The sequence below is a fragment of the Paraburkholderia sp. WS6 genome, from assembly GCF_030464835.1.
In the GTDB taxonomy this organism is placed as follows: domain Bacteria; phylum Pseudomonadota; class Gammaproteobacteria; order Burkholderiales; family Burkholderiaceae; genus Paraburkholderia; species Paraburkholderia madseniana.
Genome location: NZ_JALQCK010000006.1, coordinates 232,344 through 257,600, shown reverse-complemented (window position 1 = coordinate 257,600; position 25,257 = coordinate 232,344). Strand labels below are relative to the sequence as shown.

The following is a 25,257-nucleotide window of genomic DNA, read 5'->3' as shown; positions in this document are numbered from 1 at the left end:
GCGCGATACGCACGAGGAGGAGACACAACGAAAGCAAGAAGCCCCGTGCTTTTCAGGGCACAGGGCTTCTTGACAATCCGGTTCAGCGCGCACGCAATCAGCGCGCCTGCTTCTACTAGTCCGAACGTTGCGGATTCAACTTATCGAAGTTCGAATACAGCTTGTTGAGCGCCGAGATATACGCCTTCGCAGAAGCCGCGACGATATCCGGATCGGTGCCCACGCCGTTGACGATACGCCCGCTCTTCGACAGCCGCACGGTCACTTCTCCCTGCGCCTGCGTGCCGGTGGTGATGGCGTTCACCGAGTACAGCAGCAATTCCGAACCGCTACCCACTTCCGTTTCGATCGCATTGAGCGTGGCATCCACCGGACCGTTGCCGCGTGCTTCACCGGTCACTTCCTTGCCTTCGACCGAGAACACGATCTTCGCGTGCGGCTGCTCGCCGGTTTCCGAATGCTGCGACAGCGACAGGAACTTGTAGTGCTCCCTCTCCTGCGCTTCCGCCGATTCCTCGGTGACGATCGCGATGATGTCTTCGTCGAAGATTTCCGACTTGCGGTCGGCCAATTCCTTGAAGCGTGCGAACGCAGTGTTCAGTTCGCCTTCGCTATCGAGCGCGATGCCCAGTTCCTGCAGACGCTGCTTGAACGCATTACGGCCCGACAACTTGCCGAGCACGATCTTGTTCGCGCTCCAGCCCACATCTTCGGCACGCATGATTTCGTACGTGTCGCGCGCTTTCAGCACGCCGTCCTGGTGGATGCCGGATGCGTGCGCAAATGCGTTCGCGCCGACCACCGCCTTGTTCGGCTGCACGACGAAACCGGTGATCTGCGACACCAGCTTCGAGGCCGGCACGATCTGGGTCGTATCGAGACCGACTTCAAGGCCGAAGTAATCCTTGCGGGTCTTCACCGCCATCACGATTTCTTCGAGCGATGTGTTACCCGCGCGCTCGCCGAGACCGTTGATCGTGCACTCGACCTGACGCGCGCCGCCGATCTGCACACCGGCCAGCGAGTTCGCCACCGCCATGCCGAGGTCGTTATGGCAATGCACCGAGAACACCGCCTTATGCGAGTTCGGAATACGCTCACGCAGCGTCTTCACGAGCTGGCCATACAACTCCGGCACGCCATAGCCGACCGTATCGGCGATGTTGATCGTGGTCGCGCCTTCGGCGATGACCGCTTCCAGCACGCGGCACAGGAAATCCATGTCCGACCGGCTGCCGTCTTCCGGCGAAAACTCGACGTCGTCCGTGAACTTGCGGGCGAAACGCACCGCCAGCTTTGCCTGTTCGAACACCTGATCCGGCGTCATGCGCAGCTTCTTTTCCATATGCAGCGGCGACGTTGCGATGAACGTGTGGATGCGGAAATGATCGGCCGGCTTGAGTGCGTCAGCAGCGCGTTGAATGTCTTTGTCGTTCGCACGGGCCAGCGAGCAGATCGTGCTGTCCTTGATCAGGCCCGCGATTGTGTGGATCGAATCGAAGTCGCCATTCGAGCTGGCCGCGAAGCCCGCTTCGATCACGTCCACTTTCATCCGCTCGAGCTGCTTCGCGATACGGATTTTTTCTTCTTTCGTCATCGACGCGCCGGGCGATTGCTCGCCGTCACGCAACGTGGTGTCGAATATGATCAGTTTGTCGGCCATGTCGGGTCTCCTGAGGAGTCGTTCAATTGTGGGGATCGGGTATTGGAATTCGGGCGTTTTGCGCCACCGTTGGCGACGCTATAAACCGCAGACGAGGCAGACGGGGGGCGGAAAACGATAAGCGATCAACGCGCTAGATGCGCCAGCACTAGCGCACCCGCGGCGCACCAGCTTGTTGAGGCTCGTGCTGCAGCTCAAATGGGAACCTGAACGCATTTATCCAACGACTATAGCGGCATTCCCGTCGCCGTGCAATTGGCGTCGGACCTGCCTGTCGCGCACCGCGGGACGGGCGCGGCAACGAAAAACGGCAGCCTGCGAAGGCTGCCGTTTTCTCATGTCACGTTCGTGCAACGAAGGTGCGCCGTTACCTGTCGCCCGCTATGGACCGAGCCGGATTCGCCCTGCCCCGCATCGCCTGGTAGCCCCAGAACACATAGCCCGACAGGCCGTACAGCACGAACAGGCCGAACAGCATCAGCGGCGGATCGGACGACACCAGCACGAACGCCACCACCACCAGCAGAATCACGCCGAACGGCACGCGGTGCCGCACGTCGAGCGCCTTGCCGCTGTAGAACGGTGCGTTCGACACCATCGTCACACCGGCGTAGATGGTCAGCACAAAGGCGACCCACGGCAGCCACACCAGCTTGAGCGGCACGCGGTTATCGGTGGCGAGCCACACGAAACCGGCGATCAGCGCCGCGGCCGCCGGGCTCGGCATACCCTGGAAGAAGCGCTTGTCGACCACGCCGATGTTCGTGTTGAAGCGCGCGAGACGCAACGCCGCACCCGAACAGTAGACGAACGCCGCGAGCCAGCCCCAGCGGCCGAGATCCTTCAGAATCCACTCGTACATCACGAGCGCCGGCGCCACGCCGAACGAGACCATGTCCGAGAGACTGTCGAACTGTTCGCCGAACGCGCTTTGCGTATGGGTCATACGGGCGACGCGGCCGTCCATGCCGTCCAGCACCATCGCCACGAAGATCGCGATTGCCGCGATTTCGAAGCGCACGTTCATCGCCTGCACCACGGCGAAGAAGCCGCAAAAGAGCGCGGCGGTGGTGAATGCGTTCGGCAGCAGGTAAATGCCGCGTTTCCTCAGGAACTGCTGACGCTGAGCGCGCCGGCTGTCGACTGCTCCCGTCTCCGCCACGATCGGCTTGTTACGGCGGAACGGACGCGGGAGCTGCCCGCTGTTGCGGGGTCGACGCGGTTTGAATGCGGCCATTCGGAAAACCTCCTTGGTGCCGCTTTATAGTTCAGCGAGGATCGTGGACGACGCGGAAACCTTCTCACCGATCGACACACGCGGACGGCTGCCAACTGGCAGGTACACGTCGACACGCGAGCCAAAACGGATAAATCCATAACGCTGGCCACGCGTGAGCGGCTCACCTGAACGTACGTAGCAAAGAATGCGCCGCGCAATCAGACCGGCGATCTGCACCGACGTCACCGTCTGGCCGCCGGCCATTTCGATCACCACTGCATTGCGCTCGTTTTCGAGCGAAGCCTTATCCACAGCGGCATTCAGATACGCGCCCGGGAAATATTCGACCTTGGAGATCGCACCGTCCACCGGTGAGCGCTGCGAATGGACATTGAAAACGTTCATGAACACGCTGATCTTCAGCGCTTCACGGTTGGCATACGGATCATGCGCTGTCTCGACTGCGACGATACGGCCGTCGGCCGGGCACAGTACGGCGTTCGCCTGAGTCGGAATCGGGCGTGCCGGATCGCGGAAAAACTGCACGACGAAGATCAGGATCAGCCAGAACAGCCATGCAAAGCCGAATCCCGCGAAGGCATGAACCAGTAATGCAACGACGGCCGCGATGGCGATGAACGGCCAGCCTTCTCGCGCGATGATCGGATGAGGGTAATTCATGGATGGCTTCTGTATTTTTGGAGGGTAGCCCCCCTTCCTCGCGGAAGAAGGGCCCCCTAAGAACCGTACGTGCGAGTTTCCCCGCATACGGCTCAAATCTACAAACAAAGCCCGGTCTTAGGACCGGGCCGGCTTAGTTACCGCAATTTTACCTGCGTGCACCTGCTGATGGCAGTGCGGGTGAAGCAGAACCCTGTTCGAGAGAGCGTCCGTGCCACCATTCATCCGATACTCTAGATGATGGTCATGCCAGCCGGTCTCCTTTGTCAGGGCACAGCCACAATGCGAGCAAAGCCCGTCTTGCGACATATACAGCGAAACCCATTGCTTCCGATAACGCATTGAGTGTTCCATGCGCGCCTGTCGCAACTGTTCGCCGTACTGCTCCCACTCAGGATCAAAGGGATTGAATGCTCCTTTGACCTTTCTGTGTCGCTTAATTTCCGTACCGCTGATCTGGTACAGGCTAAGCGACCCCTTACCACCGTCGTCACGAGCTACAGGAACAGCGAACACCCAGTGTCGATTGCCCTCCGAGTGAAAGTATTTCTTCTTCACCCATTCGGCGCTCTTGTTCAGGTGCCGCCTCTTCGACCACCGCCAAAGCCTTCGGAAAATCAAAGACTCCATGCGGCTGTATGCCTCTTTGGCGACCACAGGACTGTGATACTGCGCCCAGCCCCGTAGCATCGGGTTCAGCAGTCGAATCAGATTCTCCTGCTTTGCCGTCTTATGACCGCTGATCGTATCCGCCACCTTGCGATAGAACGTTTTCACGTTCTTCTTGCTCGGCTTGATGAGTAGCGTCCCCGAGTACTTACGGAAATTCCACCCCAGGAAATCGAAGCCTTGGTCAATGTGTGTGATCCGCGTTTTCTCCTCGGACAGTTGCAGACCTCGAACGGCAAGGAATGTTTCCACCCAAGGTCGAACTTCCTGCTCCAGCAACTCTTGCGAGTCACCGGTGATCACGAAGTCGTCCGCGTACCGCACCACATTGACTTTAAGCTTGTTGGCTTTTGCGATCCCAAACTTCGCACTAAGGTGCGCTAGCAGTTCTCGCTCCAGCCCGTTCAGCGTCACATTCGCCAGCGTCGGAGAAATGATCCCTCCTTGCGGCGTACCGGCCTCTGTCGCCTGAAGCTGCCCCTTGTAAATCAGGCCAGCTTTCAGCCATTTCCGGAGGATTTCCTTGTCCATCAGGACATGGGTCTCCAACCAGTTATGGCTAATATGGTCGAAGCATCCCTTGATATCCGCCTCCAGCACCCAACGGGCTGAGCCCTTCTGGGACATGGCGACGAATATCTGTGACATGGCGTCAGCCGTCGAGCGGTTTAACCTGAACCCATAAGAGTTCGGGTCGCTCGTCGATTCCGACACCGGCTCCAAGGCCAGCAGATACAAGGCTTGCATCGCCCTGTCCCGCATGGTCGGAATGCCCAGAGGGCGCTCCTTTCCATTGGCCTTGGGGATAAAGACTCTCCGTAAAGGCAGAGGCTTATATCCACGCCGCTTCAACCTGCCGACAGCAAGCCATCGGCTCTCAGGCGAGTCCCAAAGTTCGCGATCGACTCCAGCCGTTCGCGCACCCTGATTCTGCGTAACACGTCGTACCGCATACAGCTTTGCGGACAACGTGCGGGTCAACATCCGTTGCAGGGCTCTCCCCCTGCGCCAGTTGCCTTCCCGCGTCGCCTTCGCAATTCGAATCTGCATCCCTCTCACGTTCCGTTCAACCCGCCGCCAATCTACGGCGTACCAGTTGTCCGGCGCGTGGGAAAGCGCAGATCCGTCCTTTCGGACAGATACTCTCATGCTGCTCTCCTACTCGAAGAAGTGAATCCCGAGCGAAGAACAGATCGCCCCTTGCGGGAGCGATCTGCTCCCGCAAGGGGGTTAAAAACATATGCTGACGGTCCAGAAGCCCGACAGCAATCATCTTCCAGCTAAGGGTTAGTCAGCCATCTTGCGACGGTAGACCAGACGGAAGTCTGCCCGCTTTCGCGTGGGGTAATGTTCCAACCCCTATCCGACCCATTACAGACCGGCTTTCGCTTTCTCCGTCATCCCATACCTGCACAATCAACAGCGTCCCTCACGGTTCGCCTGCCAGTCAAACTACGACCGGCAACCATACAGGCTTACCACGTTCCCGGCGTGTCACACGACTGACTTAGGTTCTGCCTATTCCCCGGCGGTCCGATGACGACGTAACCCGAATTTACAGCGGGTTATCCGACCGCACACCTGTTTGGTTGATGCCTGTCAGCAGCTTTGGCACCGTCCTACTTACGAGGTTTATCAGCAGTTCACTTGCATTAACCATATCAGCCAGCCTAGCCCCTCAACCCCGTTGCTGCTGGGAGTCTCCGGATGGTCATCTCGCAACCACCATCCGCCCGAACTTCCGGGGGGTACATTGTTAGAAGAGCTTCACACCCCACCGTTGCCAGTGACGCATGTCTTCCTAGGCTACTGCTGGTCGTACAGCAGGTTCACTACCCTCGCCAATGCAGCCAGCGAGGCCGAACAATGACACACCGAGCTTTTCGCTCGTATCGTTTAGCGACTCCGTTGCCCTGAGGCGCAGGAATTGCAAACATCACCCCGCCCTGTCGGCGGAGATGAAGCCGCTGACAGGGCGGGACCTGACGGTAATCAGGTCAATGCAATACGGTTGACGGCGGAATGCACCGTGTCCCGTGTTCACTACTAAGGTGTGCCCCTAAGGACACACCTACTGCTTAAAGTGCGGCTCACAAGGGAGCCGCCTGCGGAGGGCATGGTGAGTCCAGTCGAGACCTTCCTCAATAACCCTCTAGTCGATGCCCCGTAACGTGGGGCTGACGGACACGAGCGTGCGTGTCGCACGTAAAACCGTAGGATAGCAAAAGCCGCCCAGGGTTCAGCACCCTTGGACGGCTTTTTGCATTACCGGCTGCTGCGACGAGGCGCCGCGCCGGTCAGATGCGATAAAACTGGCTTCTTAGTTCTTCGACTGGTCGACCAGCTTGTTCGCGGCGATCCACGGCATCATCGAACGCAGCTTGGCACCAACCGTTTCGATCTGGTGCTCGGCCGTCAGACGGCGGCGCGATTGCAGCGTCGGTGCGCCGGCCTTGTTTTCGATGATGAAGCTCTTTGCGTACTCGCCGGTCTGAATGTCCGTCAGCACTGCCTTCATCGCCTTCTTCGTTTCAGCGGTCACGATACGCGGACCCGTCACGTACTCGCCGTATTCGGCGTTGTTCGAGATCGAGTAGTTCATGTTCGCGATGCCGCCTTCGTAGATCAGGTCGACGATCAGCTTCAGTTCGTGCAGGCACTCGAAGTACGCCATTTCCGGCGCGTAGCCCGCTTCCACCAACGTTTCGAAGCCGGCCTTGATCAGGTCGACCGTACCGCCGCACAGCACGGCTTGTTCGCCGAACAGGTCGGTTTCCGTTTCTTCACGGAAGTTCGTTTCGATGATACCGGCACGGCCGCCGCCGTTCGCTGCTGCGTACGACAGGGCGATGTCACGCGCTGCGCCCGACTTGTCTTGCGCAACGGCGATCAGGTGGGGCACGCCGCCACCTTGCGAGTACGTACCGCGAACCGTGTGGCCCGGCGCCTTCGGCGCGATCATGATCACGTCGAGGTCCGCGCGCGGGATCACTTGACCGTAGTGCACGTTGAAACCGTGTGCGAAGGCGAGCGCTGCGCCTTGCTTGATATTGGCGTGCACTTCCTTTGCGTAGACTTCGGCGATCTGCTCGTCCGGCAGCAGCATCATGACGACGTCCGCGCCCTTGACGGCTTCCGCCACTTCCTTGACTTGCAGGCCGGCGTTCTCAGCCTTGCTCCACGATGCGCCGCCCTTGCGCAGACCGACCGTGACCTTCACGCCGCTTTCGCTCAGGTTCAGTGCGTGAGCATGGCCTTGCGAGCCATAGCCGATGATGGTGACTTGCTTGCCCTTGATGAGGGAGAGGTCGGCGTCCTTGTCGTAGAAAACTTTCATGTCGGTTCCTTGGCTAAATTCGGTGAAATCAATGAAATACAAATACTGCGAATGGTGTGTTTTGTGTTGCTGGCCGGACAGGTGCAGATTCAGACACTAGCACTGCCCGGCTTCGATCGAGACGGTTGATAACGCAACTTCGAACGCAACTTCGAACCGTAACCCGGCGCGCGCGTCAAACCTTCAGAATGCGCTCGCCGCGGCCGATACCCGAACTGCCCGTACGGACGGTTTCGAGAATCGCAGTCGCGTCGATCCCTTCGATGAAGGCATCGAGCTTGTCGCTCGCGCCCGTCAGTTCGATCGTGTAGGTCTTTTCTGTGACGTCGATGATCCGGCCGCGGAAAATATCCGACATCCGTTTCATCTCCTCACGTTCCTTGCCGACCGCCCTCACCTTGATCAACATCAGCTCACGCTCGATGTGGGCGCCCTCGGTAAGGTCGACCACTTTCACCACCTCGATCAGGCGGTTCAGATGCTTCGTGATCTGTTCGATCACGTCGTCCGAGCCAATGGAGACGATGGTCATGCGCGACAGCGAACGGTCTTCGGTCGGAGCCACCGTCAAGGTTTCAATGTTGTAGCCGCGTGCCGAGAACAGCCCCACCACGCGTGATAACGCGCCCGGTTCGTTTTCCAGCAGGACAGAAATAATGTGTCTCATGTTTCGCTTCTTCCAGATGTTTTGTCGATGTATGCGAGCGGTTTCGCGCCGCTTCGTCCGCCTTCGCCCTTTGTGGAGGCGCGCATGACGAAGCCAACGCTAAAAACCGTCGTTATAGATCTTCCGAACCCATGAGCATCTCAGTGATGCCCTTGCCGGCCTGGACCATCGGCCAGACGTTTTCGGTCGGATCGGTCTGGAAATCGAGAAACACCGTGCGATCCTTCAGGCGCAGCGCTTCCTTCAGCGCCGGCTCGACATCGGCCGTGCGCTCGATACGCATGCCGACGTGGCCGTACGCTTCGGCGAGCTTCACGAAATCCGGCAGCGCATCCATGTACGAATGCGAATAGCGCTTGCTGTATTCGATCTGCTGCCACTGGCGCACCATGCCCAGATAGCGGTTGTTCAGCGAAATGATCTTGATGGGCGTCTCGTACTGCTTGCAGGTCGAGAGTTCCTGGATACACATCTGGATCGAGCCTTCGCCCGTGATACAGAGCACGTCGTCGTCCGGGTGCGCCATCTTCACGCCCATCGCCGCCGGCAGGCCGAAGCCCATCGTGCCGAGGCCACCGGAATTGATCCAGCGGCGCGGCTTGTTGAAGCGATAGAACTGCGCCGCCCACATCTGGTGCTGGCCGACGTCGGAACACACGAAGGCATTGCCGTCGGTCAGTTCCCACGCCTTTTCCACCACGTACTGCGGCTTGATGATGTCGCTCTTGCGATCGAACTTCAGGCAATCTTTGGCGCGCCAGGCTTCGATGTCCTTCCACCAGTCGACGAGCGCCGCGGTATCCGGGCCATGCTCGGCCGTTTGCAACTGCTCGATCAGCTCCTTCAGCACTTCCTTCACATCGCCCACGATCGGAATGTCGACCTTGACGCGCTTGGAGATGGAAGAAGGATCGATGTCGATATGGATGATCTTGCGCGGGCGCGATGCGAAGTGCGCCGGATCGCCGATCACACGGTCGTCGAAGCGCGCGCCGATCGCGATCAGCACGTCGCAGTGCTGCATCGCCATGTTGGCTTCGTACGTGCCGTGCATGCCGAGCATGCCGAGGAATTTCTTGTCGCTCGCGCGGTAGCCGCCCAGACCCATCAACGTATTGGTTACGGGATAGCCGAGCAGATCGGCGAACTGGTTCAGCTCACGCGATGCATCCGCGAGGATGATGCCGCCGCCGGTGTAGATATACGGACGCCTGGCCGACAGCAACAAGGCCACTGCCTTGCGAATCTGGCCGGAGTGCCCTTTCGTGACCGGGTTGTACGAGCGTAGCGAAACGGTCTTGAGCGGTTCGTACTGGCACGGCATCTTCGACACGTCTTTCGGAATGTCGATCAGCACCGGGCCGGGACGGCCGGTACGGGCGATATAGAAAGCTTTCTTGACGGTAGCGGCGAGGTCGCGCACGTCCTTCACGAGGAAGTTGTGCTTCACGCAGGGACGCGTGATGCCGACCGTATCGCACTCCTGGAACGCATCCTGACCGATCGCAGCAGTCGGCACCTGGCCGCTGATGATCACCATCGGGATCGAATCCATGTAGGCCGTGGCGATGCCGGTCACTGCATTGGTGACGCCGGGGCCGGAGGTCACGAGGCACACACCCACTTTGCCGGTGGAACGCGCATAGGCGTCGGCGGCGTGGACTGCGGCTTGTTCGTGGCGCACGAGGATGTGCTGGAACTTGTCCTGCTTGTACAGCTCGTCGTAAATGTAGAGTACCGAGCCGCCGGGATAGCCCCACACAAACTCGACGTCTTCGTCGGCCAAAGCGCGCATGAGCACGGTGGCGCCGATAGAGTCAGCTTCAGGATGGGGGGTCGTATCCGACGTGGAGAATTCCGCGCTGGGCATATTCATTTATTCACCTTTCGAATTTTCGGCAAAAAATTGATCGGGTGCTCTCTGCCGGGCTTGTGGCTCGGGTTCAAGCGGCGCGTCCAGTTGACAGGTGAGCTTCTTGGGCCACACCTCAATTGAGACAAGTCACTTATGTTGCGAACCAGCGAAGATATCTGCAGATGTTCGCGCGGTCAAGCAAATATTGCCCTAGCGGCCTGCCCCTGAATCTTAATAATGGTCAAAAACGACCGAAAAGCCCGCTATTGAGGTACAAGGTAGGACGGGTTTCGCCCCAGCGGGGCGAAAGTTTGTTAGCATCCGCGAGTTTTACGACATTTTTCGACCGATTACGCGCACGCACGCTGCGCCGACCCCCAAACGGATGGCATCAGACAAGGAACTCGCCGATTTTCTGGCGGGCGTCGAAAGGCGCGCATTCAAGCAGACGGTCTACGCCGTGCGGGACGACGACGCCTCGCTCGATATCGTGCAGGACGCGATGATCAAGCTCGCCGAAAAATACGGCGACCGTCCGGCCGCCGAACTTCCGCTCCTGTTTCAGCGTATTCTCCAGAATGCGATGCACGACTATTTCCGTCGTGCCAAAGTGCGCAATACTTGGGTTAGTCTGTTCTCCTCGCTCGGCAACGCCGACGACGACGAATTCGACCCACTCGAAACATTCGAGGCGCAGCAAGGTTCAGCGGGCTCAGAAAGCAACGAACAGAAACTCGAACGCGAACAGGTCTTACAGTTAATCGACGACGAGATCCAAAAGTTACCGGCACGTCAACGGGAGGCGTTTCTCATGCGTTATTGGGAAGATATGGATGTCGCCGAGACTGCCGCCGCGATGGGCTGCTCCGAAGGCAGTGTGAAAACACACTGCTCGCGGGCCACTCACACGCTGGCGCAAGCGCTCAAGGCTAAAGGAATCACGCTATGAGCTCCCTAGAAACCAAAGAACTCGAGTTCGCCCGCCAGGTGCGCCGCGCGCTCGACGAAACCGCCGCCAGTATCCCGTCCGACACCGTCGACCGGCTCGCCGTGGCGCGCCGTGCCGCGCTCGCTCGCAAGAAGCCCGAGACCGTGAGCGCGCCGGTGTTCGTACCCGCCTTCGCCGGCGCCGGCATGCCCTCAGGTATGCCGCAGGTCGAGATGCCGCAGCGCCGCCGCTCGCCGCTGCGCCGCTTTGCGCTCGCCTGGCCGCTCGTCGCGCTGGTCGTCAGCCTGGTGGGCATCGCCTACTGGGAAGACCAGCAACGCACCGCCGAACTCGCCGATATCGATGCAGCCATGCTTAGCGACGACTTGCCGCTCAATGCCTATCTCGATCACGGTTTCAACGCGTACCTATCACGCGCCCACTGAGCGGGAGATTCTTCGGGTGAGTTACAAGCGCGGCTTGGCCGTTGTTTTCGGATGCGCGATCGCGGCCTTGGTGTCGTTTGCCGCGACGTATCCGCGCTTTTATCCGAGCCCGTCGACCGCCAATGCGCCTGCCGCAGGCGGCAACGCAACCGCCAAGACACCCGCGCCTACGCTCGCCGTCGAACTGCCCGGCCTGTCCGGCAACAATAGCCCGATGGCGTGGTCGCGCCTGAACTCGGCCGAACACCTTGCGCTCGCGCCGTTCGCCGGCGTCTGGGATTCCTTCAGTGACGAACGCAAGCGAAAATGGATCAAGATCGCGGCGCGTTATCCGAAGTTATCGCCTGATGCACAAAAACGCCTGCATGACCGAATGACTGAATGGGTGCGCATGACACCCGATCAGCGGCGCGTTGCACGCGAGAACTACCAGGTGTCGAAGGAGTTGCCGCGCGAAACCCGCCAGAACGCATGGAAGACTTATCAGCAACTGCCGGAAGAGCAGAAGGAGCGACTCGCCGCGAGCGAGCGTAAGCGGCGACCGAGCGTCGTAAGCGCGCCGCCGTCCGGCAAGTCCGAGATCAAGGGCCTGGACCGTCTGGTCAATGCCCGCGAGCATGGCGCGAGCGGCGCCGCAGCGGCGAGTGCCGCGGCTGCCGCTGCATTGCCGAGCCCGGCCGTTACGCCGGCGATTCCGGCTGCGGGCAGCTTCGTGCCCGCCACGCCGGTGCCGGTTTCACCGGCCGAGGCGCCATCGATTTTCAACGGCTCCTGATCCGCGGCCCACTGTGTCCCAGCCGCTCGCCACCTCGACACTGCCCGCCGAATCATCCGGCACCGCACCCACCGTTCGCCGGCGCCTTGCCGCGCTGCTCTACGAAGCCGTGATCCTGTTCGGCGTCGTGTTCATCGCCGGCTATCTGTTCAGCACGTTGACTCAGCAGCGCAACGGTCTCACCCATCACAACCTGCTCGCAGTGTGGATCGGCCTCGTGGTTGGTCTGTATTTCGTCTGGTTCTGGACCCATAGCGGCCAGACGCTGCCGATGAAAACCTGGCGCCTGCGCGTCGTCGCCGCTAACGGCGCGCCGCTGTCCACGGGCCGGGCGATCGTTCGTTACGTACTGGCGTGGCTGTGGTTTTTGCCGCCGCTCGCGCTGCATCCGTTGCTGGGCCTCGCCGTGCCGCAGACGCTGGTGATCGCCGCGATCTGGTTCGTACTGTGGGCCGCCATCGGCCGCTTCGATTCGCAGCGTCAATTCCTGCACGACCGCCTCGCCGGCACCCGCGTCATTAGCGTCGCACACTGAGCAAACTGGCCGCCTCGCACTTCACGCCGCCGCACCCGCGGTTCGCGTTCGCTTGACTGCGGTTGCCGCTCGCCGCAGCCCTGGTCCGCACCGTCTTCTCCCGACACAGTAATAAGAACTTCTCGTGACTGTCACGGCACGGTCACGCGCGACTGGCGCAATACGGGCACCGCAACTCGACGCGTGAGCCATGGACCCCAAAACGTCCGCGACTTCCCTGTTCCGCCAGACCGGCCCGAGCGTCGACCCTGTCGCGTTCCGCCCGGAACCCAACCCTAGCCACGGCTTGCCGTTGCCTGTGCCGTCGCTGCCGCTCGACGCGCACGCCAGCCATCACGACGACGACCACGCCGAACCACACCGCTATCGCACCATCTGGCTGTCCGACATCCACCTCGGCTCAAGCGGTTGTCAGGCGCCGTATCTCCTCGACTTCCTGCGTCACAACGAGTCGGAATACCTGTACCTCGTGGGCGACATCATCGACGGCTGGCAGTTGAAAAAAGGCTGGTACTGGCCGCAGGCGCACAACGACGTCGTGCAGAAGGTGCTGCGCAAAGCACGCAAAGGCACCCAGGTCATCTACGTGCCGGGCAATCATGACGAAGCCGCGCGACAGTTCTGCGACCTCGCGTTCGGCGACATCCACGTGCGCGGCGAAGCCTTCCACACGACGCTCGCCGGCAAGCGCCTGTGGATCGTGCACGGCGATCTGTTCGACGGCGTGATCCAGCACGCGAAGTGGCTCGCCTATCTCGGCGACACGCTCTACACGATGATCCTGATCCTGAACCGCTGGTTCAACCGGATCCGCAGCCGGCTCGGCTTTCCGTACTGGTCGCTGTCGCAATACCTGAAGCATCAGGTGAAGAACGCAGTGAATTTCATTTCGTCCTTCGAGCGCGTGATGACCGACGAAGCACGCCGCCGCGGTTGCGACGGCGTGGTCTGCGGGCACATCCACAAAGCCGAAATCCGCGACATCGACGGCGTGCTGTATTGCAACGACGGCGATTGGGTCGAAAGCCTGTCGGCACTCGTCGAGACGTATGAAGGCGAACTCAAGGTGATCTACTGGACCGTGATGCGCGCACCGGAAGTCGGCGTGCAAAAGGCCCGGGCGACCGCGTAGTCCCTCTCCACTTCTATTGGGCCGAAACCGATGAAGATCATGATCGTCACCGATGCATGGGAACCGCAGGTCAATGGCGTCGTGCGCACGCTGAAGAACACCACGCGCGAACTCACCACACTCGGCCACCAGGTCGATCTGCTGACGCCGCTCGAATTCAAGACGATTCCGTGCCCGACCTATCCGGAGATTCGCCTGTCGCTGCTGCCGCGTCGCAAGCTCCATCAACGCATTGACGAATTCGCGCCCGACGCGCTGCACATCGCCACCGAAGGCCCACTCGGCATGGCCGCACGCTCCTATGCGATCAAGCACAAGCTGCCGTTCACGACCGCTTATCACACGCGCTTTCCCGAATACGTGCAGGCGCGTTTCGGCATTCCGATCGCGGCCACCTACAAGTTTCTGCACTGGTTCCACAAGCCGTCTCTGGCGGTGATGGCGCCCACGCCCGTGGTCAAGGCTGACCTCGAAAAATTCGGCTTCACCAACGTGGTGTTGTGGACTCGCGGCGTCGACCTCGACATCTTTCACCAGATGGACTCGAAGGTTCTCAACACCGCGCGGCCGATCTTTCTGTACGTGGGACGTGTAGCCGTCGAGAAGAACGTCGAGGCGTTTCTCAAGCTCGATCTGCCCGGCTCGAAGTGGGTGGCCGGCGAAGGCCCGGCGCTCGCCGAACTGAAATCGCGCTATCCGCAAGCGAATTACCTGGGCGTGCTGACGCAAGCCGAACTGGCCAAGGTCTACGCGGCCGCCGACGTATTCGTGTTCCCGAGCCGCACCGATACCTTCGGACTCGTGCTGCTCGAAGCGCTGGCCTGCGGCACGCCGGTCGCGGCGTATCCGGTGACCGGCCCGATCGACGTGCTCGGCGACGGCGGCGCGGGCGCCATGCATGAAGACTTGCGCGAGGCTTGCCTCGAAGCGCTGAAGATCGAGCGCAGCCATGCGCGCGCGTGGGCCGAACGCTTCTCGTGGGCAGCCGCGTCCGAGCAGTTCGCGGCGCACCTGAAGCCGCTGCCGCGCACATCGTATAGCGAGGAAAGCGCCGCCGCGTGAAGCGACGCGCCGAGCCGTTTATGCGAACCCGAAACTCCACCGCCGCACGCGCGTCGAAAGGCGCGCTGCGCGCTGTCGACACCGAAGCCGCCGGCATCGAACCGTTCGACGATGTGAGCGAGCACGGCATGCCGAATCATGTCGATCACGCGAATGGTTTTCACGGCATGAACGGTGCAAGCCTTGGGGGTCTCTCGAACCCCGAGAGCGAGCCGCACAACGAACCGCTCAGCCCCGACGATCCATTCGCGCCGCTCCCCTTCAATCCATACAAGGGCAATCGCGGCGTGACCCGCGCGTGGCACGCGATGAAAAATTCGCTGGCCGGGTTTCGCGTGGCGATCCGCGAGGAAAGCGCGTTTCGCCAGGAGCTCACGCTCGCCGCGATTCTGATTCCGTGCGGCGTGCTGGTGCCCGTCGATCCCGTGTCGCGCGTGTTGCTGCTCGGCTCGGTACTGCTGGTGCTGATCGTCGAATTGCTGAATTCGAGCGTCGAGGCGGCCATCGACCGGATTTCGCTTGAGCGCCACGAGTTGTCGCGCCGTGCCAAAGACCTCGGCAGCGCTGCGGTCATGGTCGCGCTCGGCATGTGCGTGATGACGTGGGGACTGATCGTCGGGCCGCTCGTCGTGCATTGGGTCAAAGCGTGGTTCTGAGCGCGCTATGGAATTCACCCCGAAGCACCGCCTGACGCCCTTTCCCGGCGTCCCAAAGAATGAAAACCCTGAGTATCCGTTTGGTATAAGAACGGTCGGTTTATAATCGTCCGACAGTCTCACGGGAAACCGCTGAGGCGCTCAATCAAAATACCAACCGCGTCCGGGTGGATCACGCTAGAGCGGCAAGCCGCCACGCGCCCAGCCCGGCGTAACCAGGGCCGGACGACATGGAAGCCAAACCTCCCCGCCGCACCCGCGAACGGATACTCGAACTATCGTTGAAGCTGTTCAACGAGATCGGCGAGCCGAACGTCACGACGACGACGATCGCCGAAGAAATGGAAATCAGTCCAGGCAACCTGTACTACCACTTCCGCAACAAAGACGACATCATCAACAGCATCTTCAGCCAGTTCGAGCAGGAGATCGAAAAGCGTCTGCGCTTTCCCGACGACCACCGCGCGACGATCGACGAGATGTGGTCGTACCTGCAGTACATGGTCGATTTCACCTGGCGCTATCGTTTCCTGTATCGCGACCTGAACGATCTGCTGGCGCGCAACCGCACGCTCGAGACGCACTTCAAGCAGATCATCAGCCACAAGGTGCGCTTTGCAAGCCAGTTCTGCGAGCAACTCGTGGCCGACGGCGAAATGGTCGCCACGCCCGAAGAACTGCACGTGATCGCCACCAACGTCGGCGTAATCGGCACGTACTGGCTGTCGTATCAGTTCGTGATGAATCCGCGCAAGTACAACGAGCAGGAAACGATTCGCGCGGAACTGCATCAGGTGAGCGTGCAGATCGTCTCGCTCATGGCGCCTTATCTGCGCGGCCGCTCGCGGCAGATTTTCGACGACCTCGTCTCGGGCAAGCTGCCCAAGCGCGAGTTCTATGACTACCTGCCGCCGAAAGAAGGCGCCGCGCCCCGCAACGAACCGAAGGACGCTTGAGTATGAAGTCGGTGTGTGTGTATTGCGGCTCCTCCGACGGAGCCAGACCGTTGTACGCCGAAGCCGCGCGCGCTTTCGGCCGCGCGCTGGTGCGGGCCGATCTCGCGCTGGTCTATGGCGGCGGCAAGGTCGGCCTGATGGGCGTAATCGCCGATACCGTGATGGCCGAAGGCGGCCGCGCGATCGGCGTGATTCCGGAGTTGCTGGTCAACAAGGAAGTCGGCCATAACGGGCTGACCGAGCTGCATGTGGTGCCTGACATGCATCATCGCAAGAAGATGATGGCCGACCTGTCCGACGCATTCGTCGCGATGCCTGGCGGCGCGGGCACGCTCGAAGAGCTGTTCGAGGTCTATACGTGGGCGCAGCTCGGCTATCACCAGAAGCCGGTGGCACTGCTGAATATCGACGGTTTCTACGATCCGCTGATCGCACTCCTCAAGCACACGGTAGACGAAGGTTTCATGCGGCAGACCTATTTCGACATCCTGCAAAGGGATGCCGATCCGGTCGCGCTGATCGACAAGCTGCAACGCTATAAACCGCCTGCCAGCGACAAATGGGCCGTCAAACGCGACGCCGTTTGATCACCAATTGATCGCCGCCAGGCGCGCTTCTTCAACTGTCTGAACGAACACCCGCCGCACGCTCCCGCGGCCCCCGCCCGAACGATGAGGTTGCAATGACGAAAGCCGTTCTGATCACCGGTGGCAGCCGCGGCATTGGCCGTGCGACCGCGCGTTTGCTGGGCGCGCGCGGCTGGTCGGTCGGCGTGAATTACGCACGGAACCTCGCGGCCGCGCAGGACACCGCTGCTGAAGTCGAACGCGCCGGCGGCCAGGCGTTGCCGATTGCCGGCGACGTCGCCAGTGAAGCCGACGTGATCGCGATGTTCGACGCGCTCCTGCAAAAGTTCGGCCGGCTCGATGCGCTCGTCAACAATGCCGGGATCGTTGCGCCTTCGAGCCAGCTCGCGGATATGGACCTCGCGCGCCTGAAACGCATGTTCGACGTCAATGTGCTCGGCGCGTATCTGTGCGCACGCGAAGCCGCGCGCCGGATGTCGACAACTCGTGGCGGCGCGGGTGGTGTGATCGTGAACATCTCGTCGGCGGCCTCGCGTTTGGGTTCGCCGAACGAATACGTCGACTATGCCGGCTCGAAAGGTGCCGTCGACACCATGACGATCGGTCTCGCCAAAGAACTCGGCCCGCAGGGCGTGCGGGTGAACGCGGTGCGCCCTGGCCTGATCGATACCGAAATCCACGCCAGCGGCGGCAAGCCCGAACGCGCCGCCCAGCTCGGCGCGACCACGCCGTTGGGCCGCCCCGGCAGCGCTGACGAAGTCGCCGAGTCGATCGTCTGGTTGCTGAGCGATGCCGCCTCGTACGTGACGGGCGCGCTGCTCGACGTCGCCGGCGGACGCTGAATACCGCTCTTCTGTTCCCGCGGCCGGCAGCTTCGCACGGCCGCCTTCTCCTTTCCCGACCCCGATTCCCGTCAATTTGACGAGGAATCGGCGCAATCTGTTCGGCTGACCGCGATATTCCGTGCTTTTTCTGTAATCGGCCGTAATAAACTCGGACTACAATCGCAGCGTTCGCATGCAACCGCATGCGAACGCATAGCCAAAGCATAAGTCCGCGGCCCACGTCGCCGCGTACGGCGATCAGAGATTCCAATGTACGAAAAGCCATCCGCGCCTTGGCGCGCGGGGAAGGTCGCGATTGCGACGCCAGCGCCGGCCGGCCCCGCCGACGGCGCACCGGACACGCATCCCGGCTCAGCACGCGTTGCCGAATCCGGCGCCGCCTGGCCATCCGACCATACTGCGGCGGCCGAAGCCGCAGTGCCCGCAAGGCCCGCCGCCCCTGCCGGCCCCACGGAGCCCATCGCTCCGGGTCCCGCTTCGCGCGGCGCCCGGCGCTTGCGCGCGCTCACGGCGGCCCGTCCGTTGATGTGGCTGGCCGCGCTTGCGATCCTGTGCGCGTGGCTCCTGCCTGGCACCTTGGGCCATGAGCCATGGAAGCAGGACGAGACCTACACGTTCGGGATCATCCAGCACATGCTCGACACCGGCGATCTGGTCGTGCCGACCAACGCCGGCCAGCCCTTCGTCGAAAAGCCGCCGATCTACGACTGGGTCGCCGCCGGCCTCGCGTGGATGTTCGGCCGCTACCTGCCTTTGCATGACGCCGCACGCCTCGCGAGCGCGCTCTTCGCCGGACTGACCGTCTACTACACGGCACGCGTCGCCCGCCGCGCGGTGGCCGCCTCGAGCTGGCTCGATATCCGTGTGATCGGCACGCTGGCCTTGTTCGCGAGCACGCTCGTCATCATCAAGCACGTGCACGACATGATGACCGACGTCGCGCTGATGGCCGGCGCCGCGATCGGCTTTTGCGGACTATTCGAACTCGTCCTCGTGCATCTGCGCGACGACGCGCGCCTGCTAAGGGGCGATGCACGCCGCCGGCGTCACGCGATTCTGAGCGGCGCGGCGATGTTCGGTGCGGGCGTGGGCGTGTCGTTGCTGGCCAAGGGCCTGTTCGTGCCGCTCGTGTTCGGCGCCACCACCGTCGCAGTGCTGGTGCTGTATCCCGCCTGCCGCACCCGCAGCTTTGCAGGAGCGCTCGGTATCGCCGCGCTGATCTGCGCGCCCTTCGCGCTGATCTGGCCGATCTGTTTCTATCTGCGCTCCGAAGCGCTCTTCAAGGTCTGGCTGTGGGACAACAACGTCGGCCGCTTCTTCGGCTTTTCGGTGGCGGAACTCGGCTCTGAAAACGAAAGCCGTCTGTTCGTGCTGCGCACCGTGCTGAGCGTCGGCTTTCCGGTCGTACCGCTTGCATTGGCCGCGCTCGCCGGCGGCGGATGGCGCCGCTGGCGCGATCCGCGTGTCGCTCTCCCGGTGATTTTCGCGGGCACCGGTTTCGCCGTACTGCAAAGCTCGGCAACGGTGCGCGAACTGTACATCCTGCCGTTCATCGCGCCGCTCGCCCTGGTGGCGATGCAAGGTATCGAAAAGCTGCCGCGGCGTCTGCACGCAGGCTGGGACATGGCAAGCCGCGTGCTGTTCGGCAGCACGGCCGCGCTCGCGTGGATCATCTGGTCGATCATGAGCGATCCGGCCAACACGCATGCGTCGCTGCACCGGCTCGGCCGCTGGTTGCCGCTCGACTGGGTGCTGCCGGTCAAGCCTGGGCTGATCGCGGCCGCGCTGCTGATGACACTCGGCTGGCTGTGGCTCCTGCCACTCTTCAAATACACCGGCAAATGGCGCGGTGTGCTGAGCTGGTGTGCGGGCGCGATTCTCGCGTGGGGATTGGTGAGCACGCTGCTGCTGCCGTGGCTCGACTACGCGAAGAGCTACCGCTCCGTGTTCGAAAACCTCGGCGCCAGGATGAATATCGAATGGAACGATGGGGATTGCATGGCCAGCAAGGGGCTCGGCGAATCCGAAGCGCCGATGTTGTACTACTACACCGGCATCGAGCATCAGCCGACCGCGAACACCGCGGCGACCGAGTGCACGTGGCTAATCGAACAGAGCCGCCGTGACAATGCGCGCGCTCCGGCAGGCGATTGGCGGCTGTTCTGGTCGGGTGCGCGCCCAGGCGACACCGACGAGCTGTTGCGGGTATTCGTGCGGACGCCGGCAACGCCCGCGCGCAGCGAGTAGCACGTGGCGTGCAGATTGCACCTGCCTGCGCCTGCACGTTGCCGTTACGCCTAGAACGACGAGCCGGGTTCTTTCAGGAAAGCCGTTTCTTCATCCGTCGACTGGCGCCCAAGCAGCGCATTGCGATGGGGAAAGCGTCCGAAACGCTCGATGATTCTGGCGTGCCTGACCGCGGAGGAATAGTAGGACGCACCGCCCGGTTCCGCCTTCAACTGTTTGAACAGGCGCAACGATTCGTGCTGGCTGGCAAGCGTTTCGTCGTGCTCGAACGGTAGATACGCGAACGCGCGGTGATGCGCGGTCGGCAACAAGAGATCGGCGCCGCTGGCAATTATCTGTTGCGCGATGCGCAACGCCTGATGATCGCCAGCGAAAGCGCGCGGCGTATTGCGGTGGCAATTGCGGGAAAACTGATCCAGCACGATGACGAGCGCCAACGCGCCGAGCGGAGTCTCTGTCCAGCTATCGAGTGACCCTGTGCGCGCAGCATCGATAAGTGCCCCGAAACGTTCCAGCAGCATCGCATCGAAGGCGGCGTCGCGGGAGAACCAGAGCTTGCGCGCCTCACCGAAGGTGGGCGTATTGGGAGCGCCGAACCAGCACTCCAGGACCGCGCGCGCCTCTGCTGCTTCCGGCTCCGCTACCCGCTCAACCATTGCGATTGCGCATCCAGTCCGCAGTCTCGAAGAACGACGCCAGCAAGCGCTCCCTCAACGGCTCGGAAAGCCCAACGTCTTCCATCGCCCACGCCATGCAGCGAAGCCATTGATCCCGCTCGCTGGACGCGATCGGAAACGGCATATGTCTGGCGCGCAGCCGGGGATGGCCGAACCGGCTGATGTAATGATCGGGGCCGCCCATCCATCCGCACAGGAACCAAAAGAACTTGTCGCGCGAGCCATCGAGTGACTCGGGATGCAAAGCGCGAATCCCGGCGAATTCCGCTTCGAGATCCATCAAGTCATAAAACCGGTCGACCAGTTCGCGCACGCGCGCTTCACCGCCCACCAGTTCGAAGGCCGTCGGCTGTGCCGCGGACACTTCGTCGTTAAGATCGCTCATACCCAATCACAAAAACAGGAAAGAAAAATTACGCATCTCGCAGCGATTGCAAGGCCGGCCGCGCCAGCACGTGCCGCAAGCTGAGCCAGCCACCCACGCCCGCGCAGGCGATGCCGGCTGCGATACCCGCCGGCAACAACCACGGATCGAACGCCAGATAAAACTCGAACACACGCGTCGCCAGTTGCCAGCCGATCACCTGCGCACCGAGCGCCGCCATCAACCCCGCCAGCGCGCCAACCGCCACGAACTCGGCGACCTGCACCGCACGCACCTGGCGATGCGAGGCCCCCAACGCGCGCAGCAGCGCGGATTCTCGCATACGCTCATCGCGGGTGCCGGCAAGCGCCGCATAGAGCACCAGCACGCCGGCCGCAAGCGTGAACGCGAACAGGAACTGCACCGCGCCGATCACCTGCTGCAGGACACGCTGCACCTGCGCCAGAATCGGACCGGTGTCGATTGCCGTGAGGTTCGGATAGGCGGCAATCAACCCGTCGATGGTCGATTGCTTGTCGGGCGGTAAATGGAAGCTCGTGATGAACGTCGCCGGAAAATCCTGCAAGGCCGCCGGTGGCATCAGCACGAAAAAGTTGACCTTGAACGAGCCCCAGTCGAGCTTGCGCACACTCGTCACCGGCGCATCGATTTGCAAGCCCGTCACGTCGAAGCGCAGGGTATCGCCGGGCTTCACGTTGATCAGCTTCGCGAGCCCCTGCTCGATCGATATCTGCGGTGTCTTCGTGTCGCCATACCACGTGCCGGCTGAGAGGCGGTTGTCGTCGGGCAGCTCGGTCGTGTACGACAGATTGAATTCGCGGTCGACGAGACGCTTTGCGTCGTCGCCCTTGAATGAATCCGGATTGACAGGCTTGCCGTTGATCGCAAGCAGCCGGCCGCGCACCATCGGCGCGAGCACCGTGCCGGGCACGCCGTGCGTGCCCAGATATTGCGTGACGGCTTCGCGCTGGTCGGGCTGGATGTCGATGACGAATTCGTTCGGCGCATCAGGCGGCGTCGATTTGCGCCAGCCGGCCACAAGGTCGTTGTGCGTCATCGCGATCAGCAACAGGCACATCAGACCGATGCCGAGCGCGGTGATCTGCAACGCGCTGGCGCCGCTGCGCCGCTCCAGCGATGCCAGCGCGTAACGCCAGCCGATTCCCGCATTTACACGCTCGCTGCGCACGACACGCGACGCACCCCACAACGCCAGCCGCGCGATGCACGCGAACACCAGCAATCCGCCGGCGAAGCCGCCCGCGACGATGCCACCAAGCTTCAACTCGCCCGCCGCGACGATCAGGAGCGCGGCGAACAGCACAATGCCAAGCGCGTAAGCGGCCCAGGCAGTGCGCCCCGCTTCGCCCCATTCGCGGCGCAGCACGCGCACCGGCGGCACGCGCGTCAACGGCAACAGCGGCGGCAACGCGAACCCGAGCAACAACACGAGACCGGCTGCGATACCTTCGAGCGCGGGCCATACGGTTGGATACGGCAGCACGACGTCGATCAGACTGCCGAGCCACGTCAGCAACGCCATATGCCCCAGGTAACCGAGCGCCACGCCGAGCGCGCCACCGATCAAACCCAGCCCCACGAATTCAAGCGTGAACAGCGCGCGCAGCGTGGCCTGGCTGACACCCAGACAGCGCATTGCCGCGCAGCCGTCCAGATGCCGGCGCATATAGCGGTGCGCGGCCATGGCAATCGCCACCGCCGCGAGCAACGCGGTGAGCAGCGAGACCAGCGTGAGGAAGTGGCTCGCGCGGTCGAGCGTCTGACGCACTTGCGGCTGGCCGTCCTGCAACGACTCAAGCGCAACGCCGCGCATCTTGCCGCCGTCCACCTTGTCGTGTGCGAATTGCGCGAAGCGCGCCACCGACGCATCCGAACCCGCCACCAGCAAGCGGTAAGTCACGCGGCTGCCGAAGGTGATGAGGCCGGTCGACTGGACATCGTCGGCACGCAGCATCAAACGCGGCGAAAAATTGACGAACGAGAAGCCACGATCGAGTTCGCGGGTAATCATCGCGCCGATCGTGAAGCTGCGGGACCCGACCTTCACCGCATCGCCGACATGCAGCTTCAGCGCGTCGAGCAATGCCTGATCGACCCATACCGTGCCAGGTGCCGGAATCGATTGGGTGGGATGGTCCGCCGCGCCCGGCGCTGGAGCAATCCGCAACGCGCCGCGCAACGGATAACCGGGCGACACCGCCTTGATAGCGGCCAGCCGCGAGACCGGCTGCGCGCCGGTCGAGTTGATCATGCTGGGAAAGATCGCTGTGCTCGCGGTGTTCAGACCGAGCGCGCCGGCTTGCTGCGCGAACTGCGGATCGACCGGATGATCGGCGCGAACGATGAAATCAGCGGCAATCATGCGCCGTGCATCGCGCTCGAGCCCCTGATGCAAACGGTCAGCCAGAAAGCCGACACTCGACAACGCCGAGACGGCCAGCACCAGCGCCAGCAACAGCATCGTCAGTTCGCCCGCGCGCCAGTCGCGCGCCGTCATGCGGATAGCCTGGCGCAACAGATCCATACTGCCCAACCGGCGCGCTGCCTTGGCGCGCGCCGTTACCCCGAGTCCCGTATCGCTCAATCGTGCCGACTCCTGGCAAAGCGCGACACCATGTGCGTCGCCATCCCGCGAAAACCGCCCTGCACCCCGCGCCACAGACGCGGCAACGCCCAGGCGGCCAGCATCAGGAAGCCCACCATCAACACGAGGAACAGAAGCGGCACGAACAGCGCGAGCAGCATGCCGCCGAACACGAGACCGTCTTCAGCGGTCGAGGTCACGACATTCGACACCGGTTCCGGCGACAGATTGATCAGCGCGCGCGTGCCCGCTTTGGCCAGATGCGCGGTGCCCGCCAGCGTGCCGCCCGCGAGCGCGGCGACCGTCAGCAGCGCAGGATCGGCATGGCCGAGCGCGCCAGCCGCCAGCACGGCGCCTGCGGGAATGCGGATAAAGGTATGGATCGCGTCCCATAAGGAATCGAACGCGGGGATTTTGTCGGCGAGAAATTCGGTGACCGTCAGTACACCGGCGACACCGATTACCCACGGCGAAGACAGCGCGGACAGCGTATCGGGAAGATGGATGAAGCCCAGACGTGCGAACACGCCGGCCAGCAGGACTGTCAGATAGAGGCGCAGACCGCTGCCCCATGAGAGGCCCGCAGCGAGCGAAAGTGATTCAAGCATGGCCGCCTCCAGGCGCGCTGTGCGTGCCGGGCGCTTCGACGGGCATTGGAAAGGGAGCCGCCGCACCGAAGTCGTCAGACCCGCGCCAAGCCGGCCGCGCCAAATAGGCCGCGGGCAAATTCAGGTTGGATTCGATCTCATTATAGCCACGTTAATTCGCAGAACGCAGAGCGACTAACAAATGGCGGACTCTAATGACGGGGGGTTGGCGCACTGTTTGAGCGCATGCGGACACGATATTCGGGTCCGCCAACAGGGCTCAATACCCGGACGACAGCTTCAATCCGATCAATCCGATCACGATCAGCGCCGCGCTCGCCACCCGCGCGACCGTCAGGGCCTCGCCCATCATGATGATGCCGAAGATGAACGCGCCGACCGCGCCGATCCCCGTCCACACGGCGTAGGCCGTGCCGAGCGGCAACTGGCGCATCGCCATGGCGAGCAGAACGAAGCTGCCGAGCGCGGTCACGATCGTGAACACGGACGGCCAGAGCCGGGTGAAACCTTCGGAGGTTTTGAGACCGGCCGCCCACGCGACTTCAAGCAAACCGGCAATCAACAGAAGAATCCAGGACATGAGACAGCTCCATGGTCAGATGGGGCCGTCCCCGTTTGTAGCAGTGCGCAAGGTCGTCCTTACGAACTGTAATTATATCAAAATAGCGTGCCACCTTGCTGCGGCGACAAGCCGCAAAGGCGCGCAACGGCGCGGCGGACGC

The 25,257-nt window shown here is 62.1% G+C and carries 23 protein-coding genes; 11 read left to right on the top strand and 12 right to left on the bottom strand.

Annotation, left to right across the window (positions count from 1 at the left end; genetic code table 11):
• Positions 1-115 precede the first annotated feature (115 nt).
• From M0D64_RS10305 to M0D64_RS10275, 7 genes are all read right to left on the bottom strand, one after another.
• Positions 116-1,663, bottom strand: coding sequence for a 2-isopropylmalate synthase (locus tag M0D64_RS10305; RefSeq protein ID WP_154567703.1), 1,548 nt, complete (start codon positions 1,661-1,663; stop codon positions 116-118).
• A gap of 367 nt (positions 1,664-2,030) precedes the next feature.
• A complete protein-coding gene (pssA, locus tag M0D64_RS10300) occupies positions 2,031-2,900 on the bottom strand; it encodes a CDP-diacylglycerol--serine O-phosphatidyltransferase (RefSeq protein ID WP_266257534.1) in 870 nt (289 codons plus the stop codon).
• Positions 2,901-2,924: 24 nt separating this feature from the next.
• Complete coding sequence (locus tag M0D64_RS10295; RefSeq protein WP_054034968.1) at positions 2,925-3,563, bottom strand: phosphatidylserine decarboxylase; 639 nt, start codon at positions 3,561-3,563, stop codon at positions 2,925-2,927.
• Positions 3,564-3,680: 117 nt separating this feature from the next.
• A complete protein-coding gene (ltrA, locus tag M0D64_RS10290) occupies positions 3,681-5,381 on the bottom strand; it encodes a group II intron reverse transcriptase/maturase (protein WP_266257533.1) in 1,701 nt (566 codons plus the stop codon).
• A 1,171-nt stretch (positions 5,382-6,552) separates the two neighbouring features.
• A complete protein-coding gene (gene ilvC / locus M0D64_RS10285; RefSeq protein WP_063495284.1) occupies positions 6,553-7,569 on the bottom strand; it encodes a ketol-acid reductoisomerase in 1,017 nt (338 codons plus the stop codon).
• 175 nt (positions 7,570-7,744) lie between these two features.
• Positions 7,745-8,236 carry an acetolactate synthase small subunit gene (ilvN, locus tag M0D64_RS10280; protein ID WP_011487482.1) on the bottom strand — a complete coding sequence of 164 codons (492 nt, stop codon included), beginning with the start codon at positions 8,234-8,236 and terminating at the stop codon, positions 7,745-7,747.
• Between the two features lie 112 nt (positions 8,237-8,348).
• Complete coding sequence (locus tag M0D64_RS10275; RefSeq protein ID WP_266257531.1) at positions 8,349-10,112, bottom strand: acetolactate synthase 3 catalytic subunit; 1,764 nt, start codon at positions 10,110-10,112, stop codon at positions 8,349-8,351.
• Between the two features lie 364 nt (positions 10,113-10,476).
• Here M0D64_RS10275 and M0D64_RS10270 point away from each other — a divergent pair, with 364 nt between their 5' ends.
• The 11 genes from M0D64_RS10270 (at position 10,477) to M0D64_RS10220 (ending at position 20,260) form a co-directional block, all read left to right on the top strand.
• Entirely contained in the window at positions 10,477-11,040 is a 564-nt protein-coding gene (locus M0D64_RS10270) for an RNA polymerase sigma factor (RefSeq protein ID WP_054034971.1), read from the top strand.
• The gene (locus M0D64_RS10265) at positions 11,037-11,465 is read left to right on the top strand and encodes a DUF3619 family protein (RefSeq protein WP_266257530.1); all 429 of its coding nucleotides are present in this window, start codon (positions 11,037-11,039) and stop codon (positions 11,463-11,465) included. Before M0D64_RS10270 ends, M0D64_RS10265 begins: the two co-directional genes overlap by 4 nt.
• A 16-nt stretch (positions 11,466-11,481) precedes the next feature.
• Complete coding sequence (locus M0D64_RS10260; protein WP_168435777.1) at positions 11,482-12,240, top strand: DUF3106 domain-containing protein; 759 nt, start codon at positions 11,482-11,484, stop codon at positions 12,238-12,240.
• Between the two features lie 13 nt (positions 12,241-12,253).
• A complete protein-coding gene (locus M0D64_RS10255; RefSeq protein WP_266257528.1) occupies positions 12,254-12,775 on the top strand; it encodes an RDD family protein in 522 nt (173 codons plus the stop codon).
• A 190-nt stretch (positions 12,776-12,965) separates the two neighbouring features.
• Positions 12,966-13,907, top strand: coding sequence for a UDP-2,3-diacylglucosamine diphosphatase (locus M0D64_RS10250; protein ID WP_097391861.1), 942 nt, complete (start codon positions 12,966-12,968; stop codon positions 13,905-13,907).
• A gap of 30 nt (positions 13,908-13,937) precedes the next feature.
• Positions 13,938-14,969 carry a glycosyltransferase family 1 protein gene (locus M0D64_RS10245; RefSeq protein WP_154562267.1) on the top strand — a complete coding sequence of 344 codons (1,032 nt, stop codon included), beginning with the start codon at positions 13,938-13,940 and terminating at the stop codon, positions 14,967-14,969.
• 20 nt (positions 14,970-14,989) lie between these two features.
• A complete protein-coding gene (locus tag M0D64_RS10240) occupies positions 14,990-15,625 on the top strand; it encodes a diacylglycerol kinase (RefSeq protein ID WP_266257525.1) in 636 nt (211 codons plus the stop codon).
• A 230-nt stretch (positions 15,626-15,855) separates the two neighbouring features.
• Positions 15,856-16,581: a TetR/AcrR family transcriptional regulator gene (locus M0D64_RS10235; RefSeq protein WP_266257524.1), complete on the top strand. Its 726-nt coding sequence runs from the start codon at positions 15,856-15,858 to the stop codon at positions 16,579-16,581.
• A 2-nt stretch (positions 16,582-16,583) separates the two neighbouring features.
• The gene (locus M0D64_RS10230; RefSeq protein ID WP_266257523.1) at positions 16,584-17,168 is read left to right on the top strand and encodes a TIGR00730 family Rossman fold protein; all 585 of its coding nucleotides are present in this window, start codon (positions 16,584-16,586) and stop codon (positions 17,166-17,168) included.
• 95 nt (positions 17,169-17,263) lie between these two features.
• Entirely contained in the window at positions 17,264-18,010 is a 747-nt protein-coding gene (locus M0D64_RS10225) for an SDR family oxidoreductase (protein WP_154562261.1), read from the top strand.
• 252 nt (positions 18,011-18,262) lie between these two features.
• Positions 18,263-20,260, top strand: a complete 1,998-nt coding sequence (locus M0D64_RS10220; protein WP_266257521.1) for a glycosyltransferase family 39 protein — start codon at positions 18,263-18,265, stop codon at positions 20,258-20,260.
• Positions 20,261-20,310: 50 nt separating this feature from the next.
• Here M0D64_RS10220 and M0D64_RS10215 read toward each other — a convergent pair whose 3' ends face one another.
• The 5 genes from M0D64_RS10215 to sugE all read right to left on the bottom strand — a co-directional run bounded on the left by M0D64_RS10215 (position 20,311) and on the right by sugE (position 25,115).
• Positions 20,311-20,916 carry a DUF924 family protein gene (locus M0D64_RS10215; protein WP_266257520.1) on the bottom strand — a complete coding sequence of 202 codons (606 nt, stop codon included), beginning with the start codon at positions 20,914-20,916 and terminating at the stop codon, positions 20,311-20,313.
• Positions 20,909-21,322 carry a group II truncated hemoglobin gene (locus M0D64_RS10210; protein WP_175052842.1) on the bottom strand — a complete coding sequence of 138 codons (414 nt, stop codon included), beginning with the start codon at positions 21,320-21,322 and terminating at the stop codon, positions 20,909-20,911. Before M0D64_RS10210 ends, M0D64_RS10215 begins: the two co-directional genes overlap by 8 nt.
• 28 nt (positions 21,323-21,350) lie before the next feature.
• Entirely contained in the window at positions 21,351-23,840 is a 2,490-nt protein-coding gene (locus M0D64_RS10205) for an ABC transporter permease (RefSeq protein WP_266257576.1), read from the bottom strand.
• Between the two features lie 83 nt (positions 23,841-23,923).
• Positions 23,924-24,535 carry a DUF4126 domain-containing protein gene (locus tag M0D64_RS10200; protein WP_054034982.1) on the bottom strand — a complete coding sequence of 204 codons (612 nt, stop codon included), beginning with the start codon at positions 24,533-24,535 and terminating at the stop codon, positions 23,924-23,926.
• A gap of 259 nt (positions 24,536-24,794) precedes the next feature.
• A complete protein-coding gene (sugE, locus tag M0D64_RS10195) occupies positions 24,795-25,115 on the bottom strand; it encodes a quaternary ammonium compound efflux SMR transporter SugE (protein ID WP_266257519.1) in 321 nt (106 codons plus the stop codon).
• Positions 25,116-25,257 lie beyond the last annotated feature (142 nt).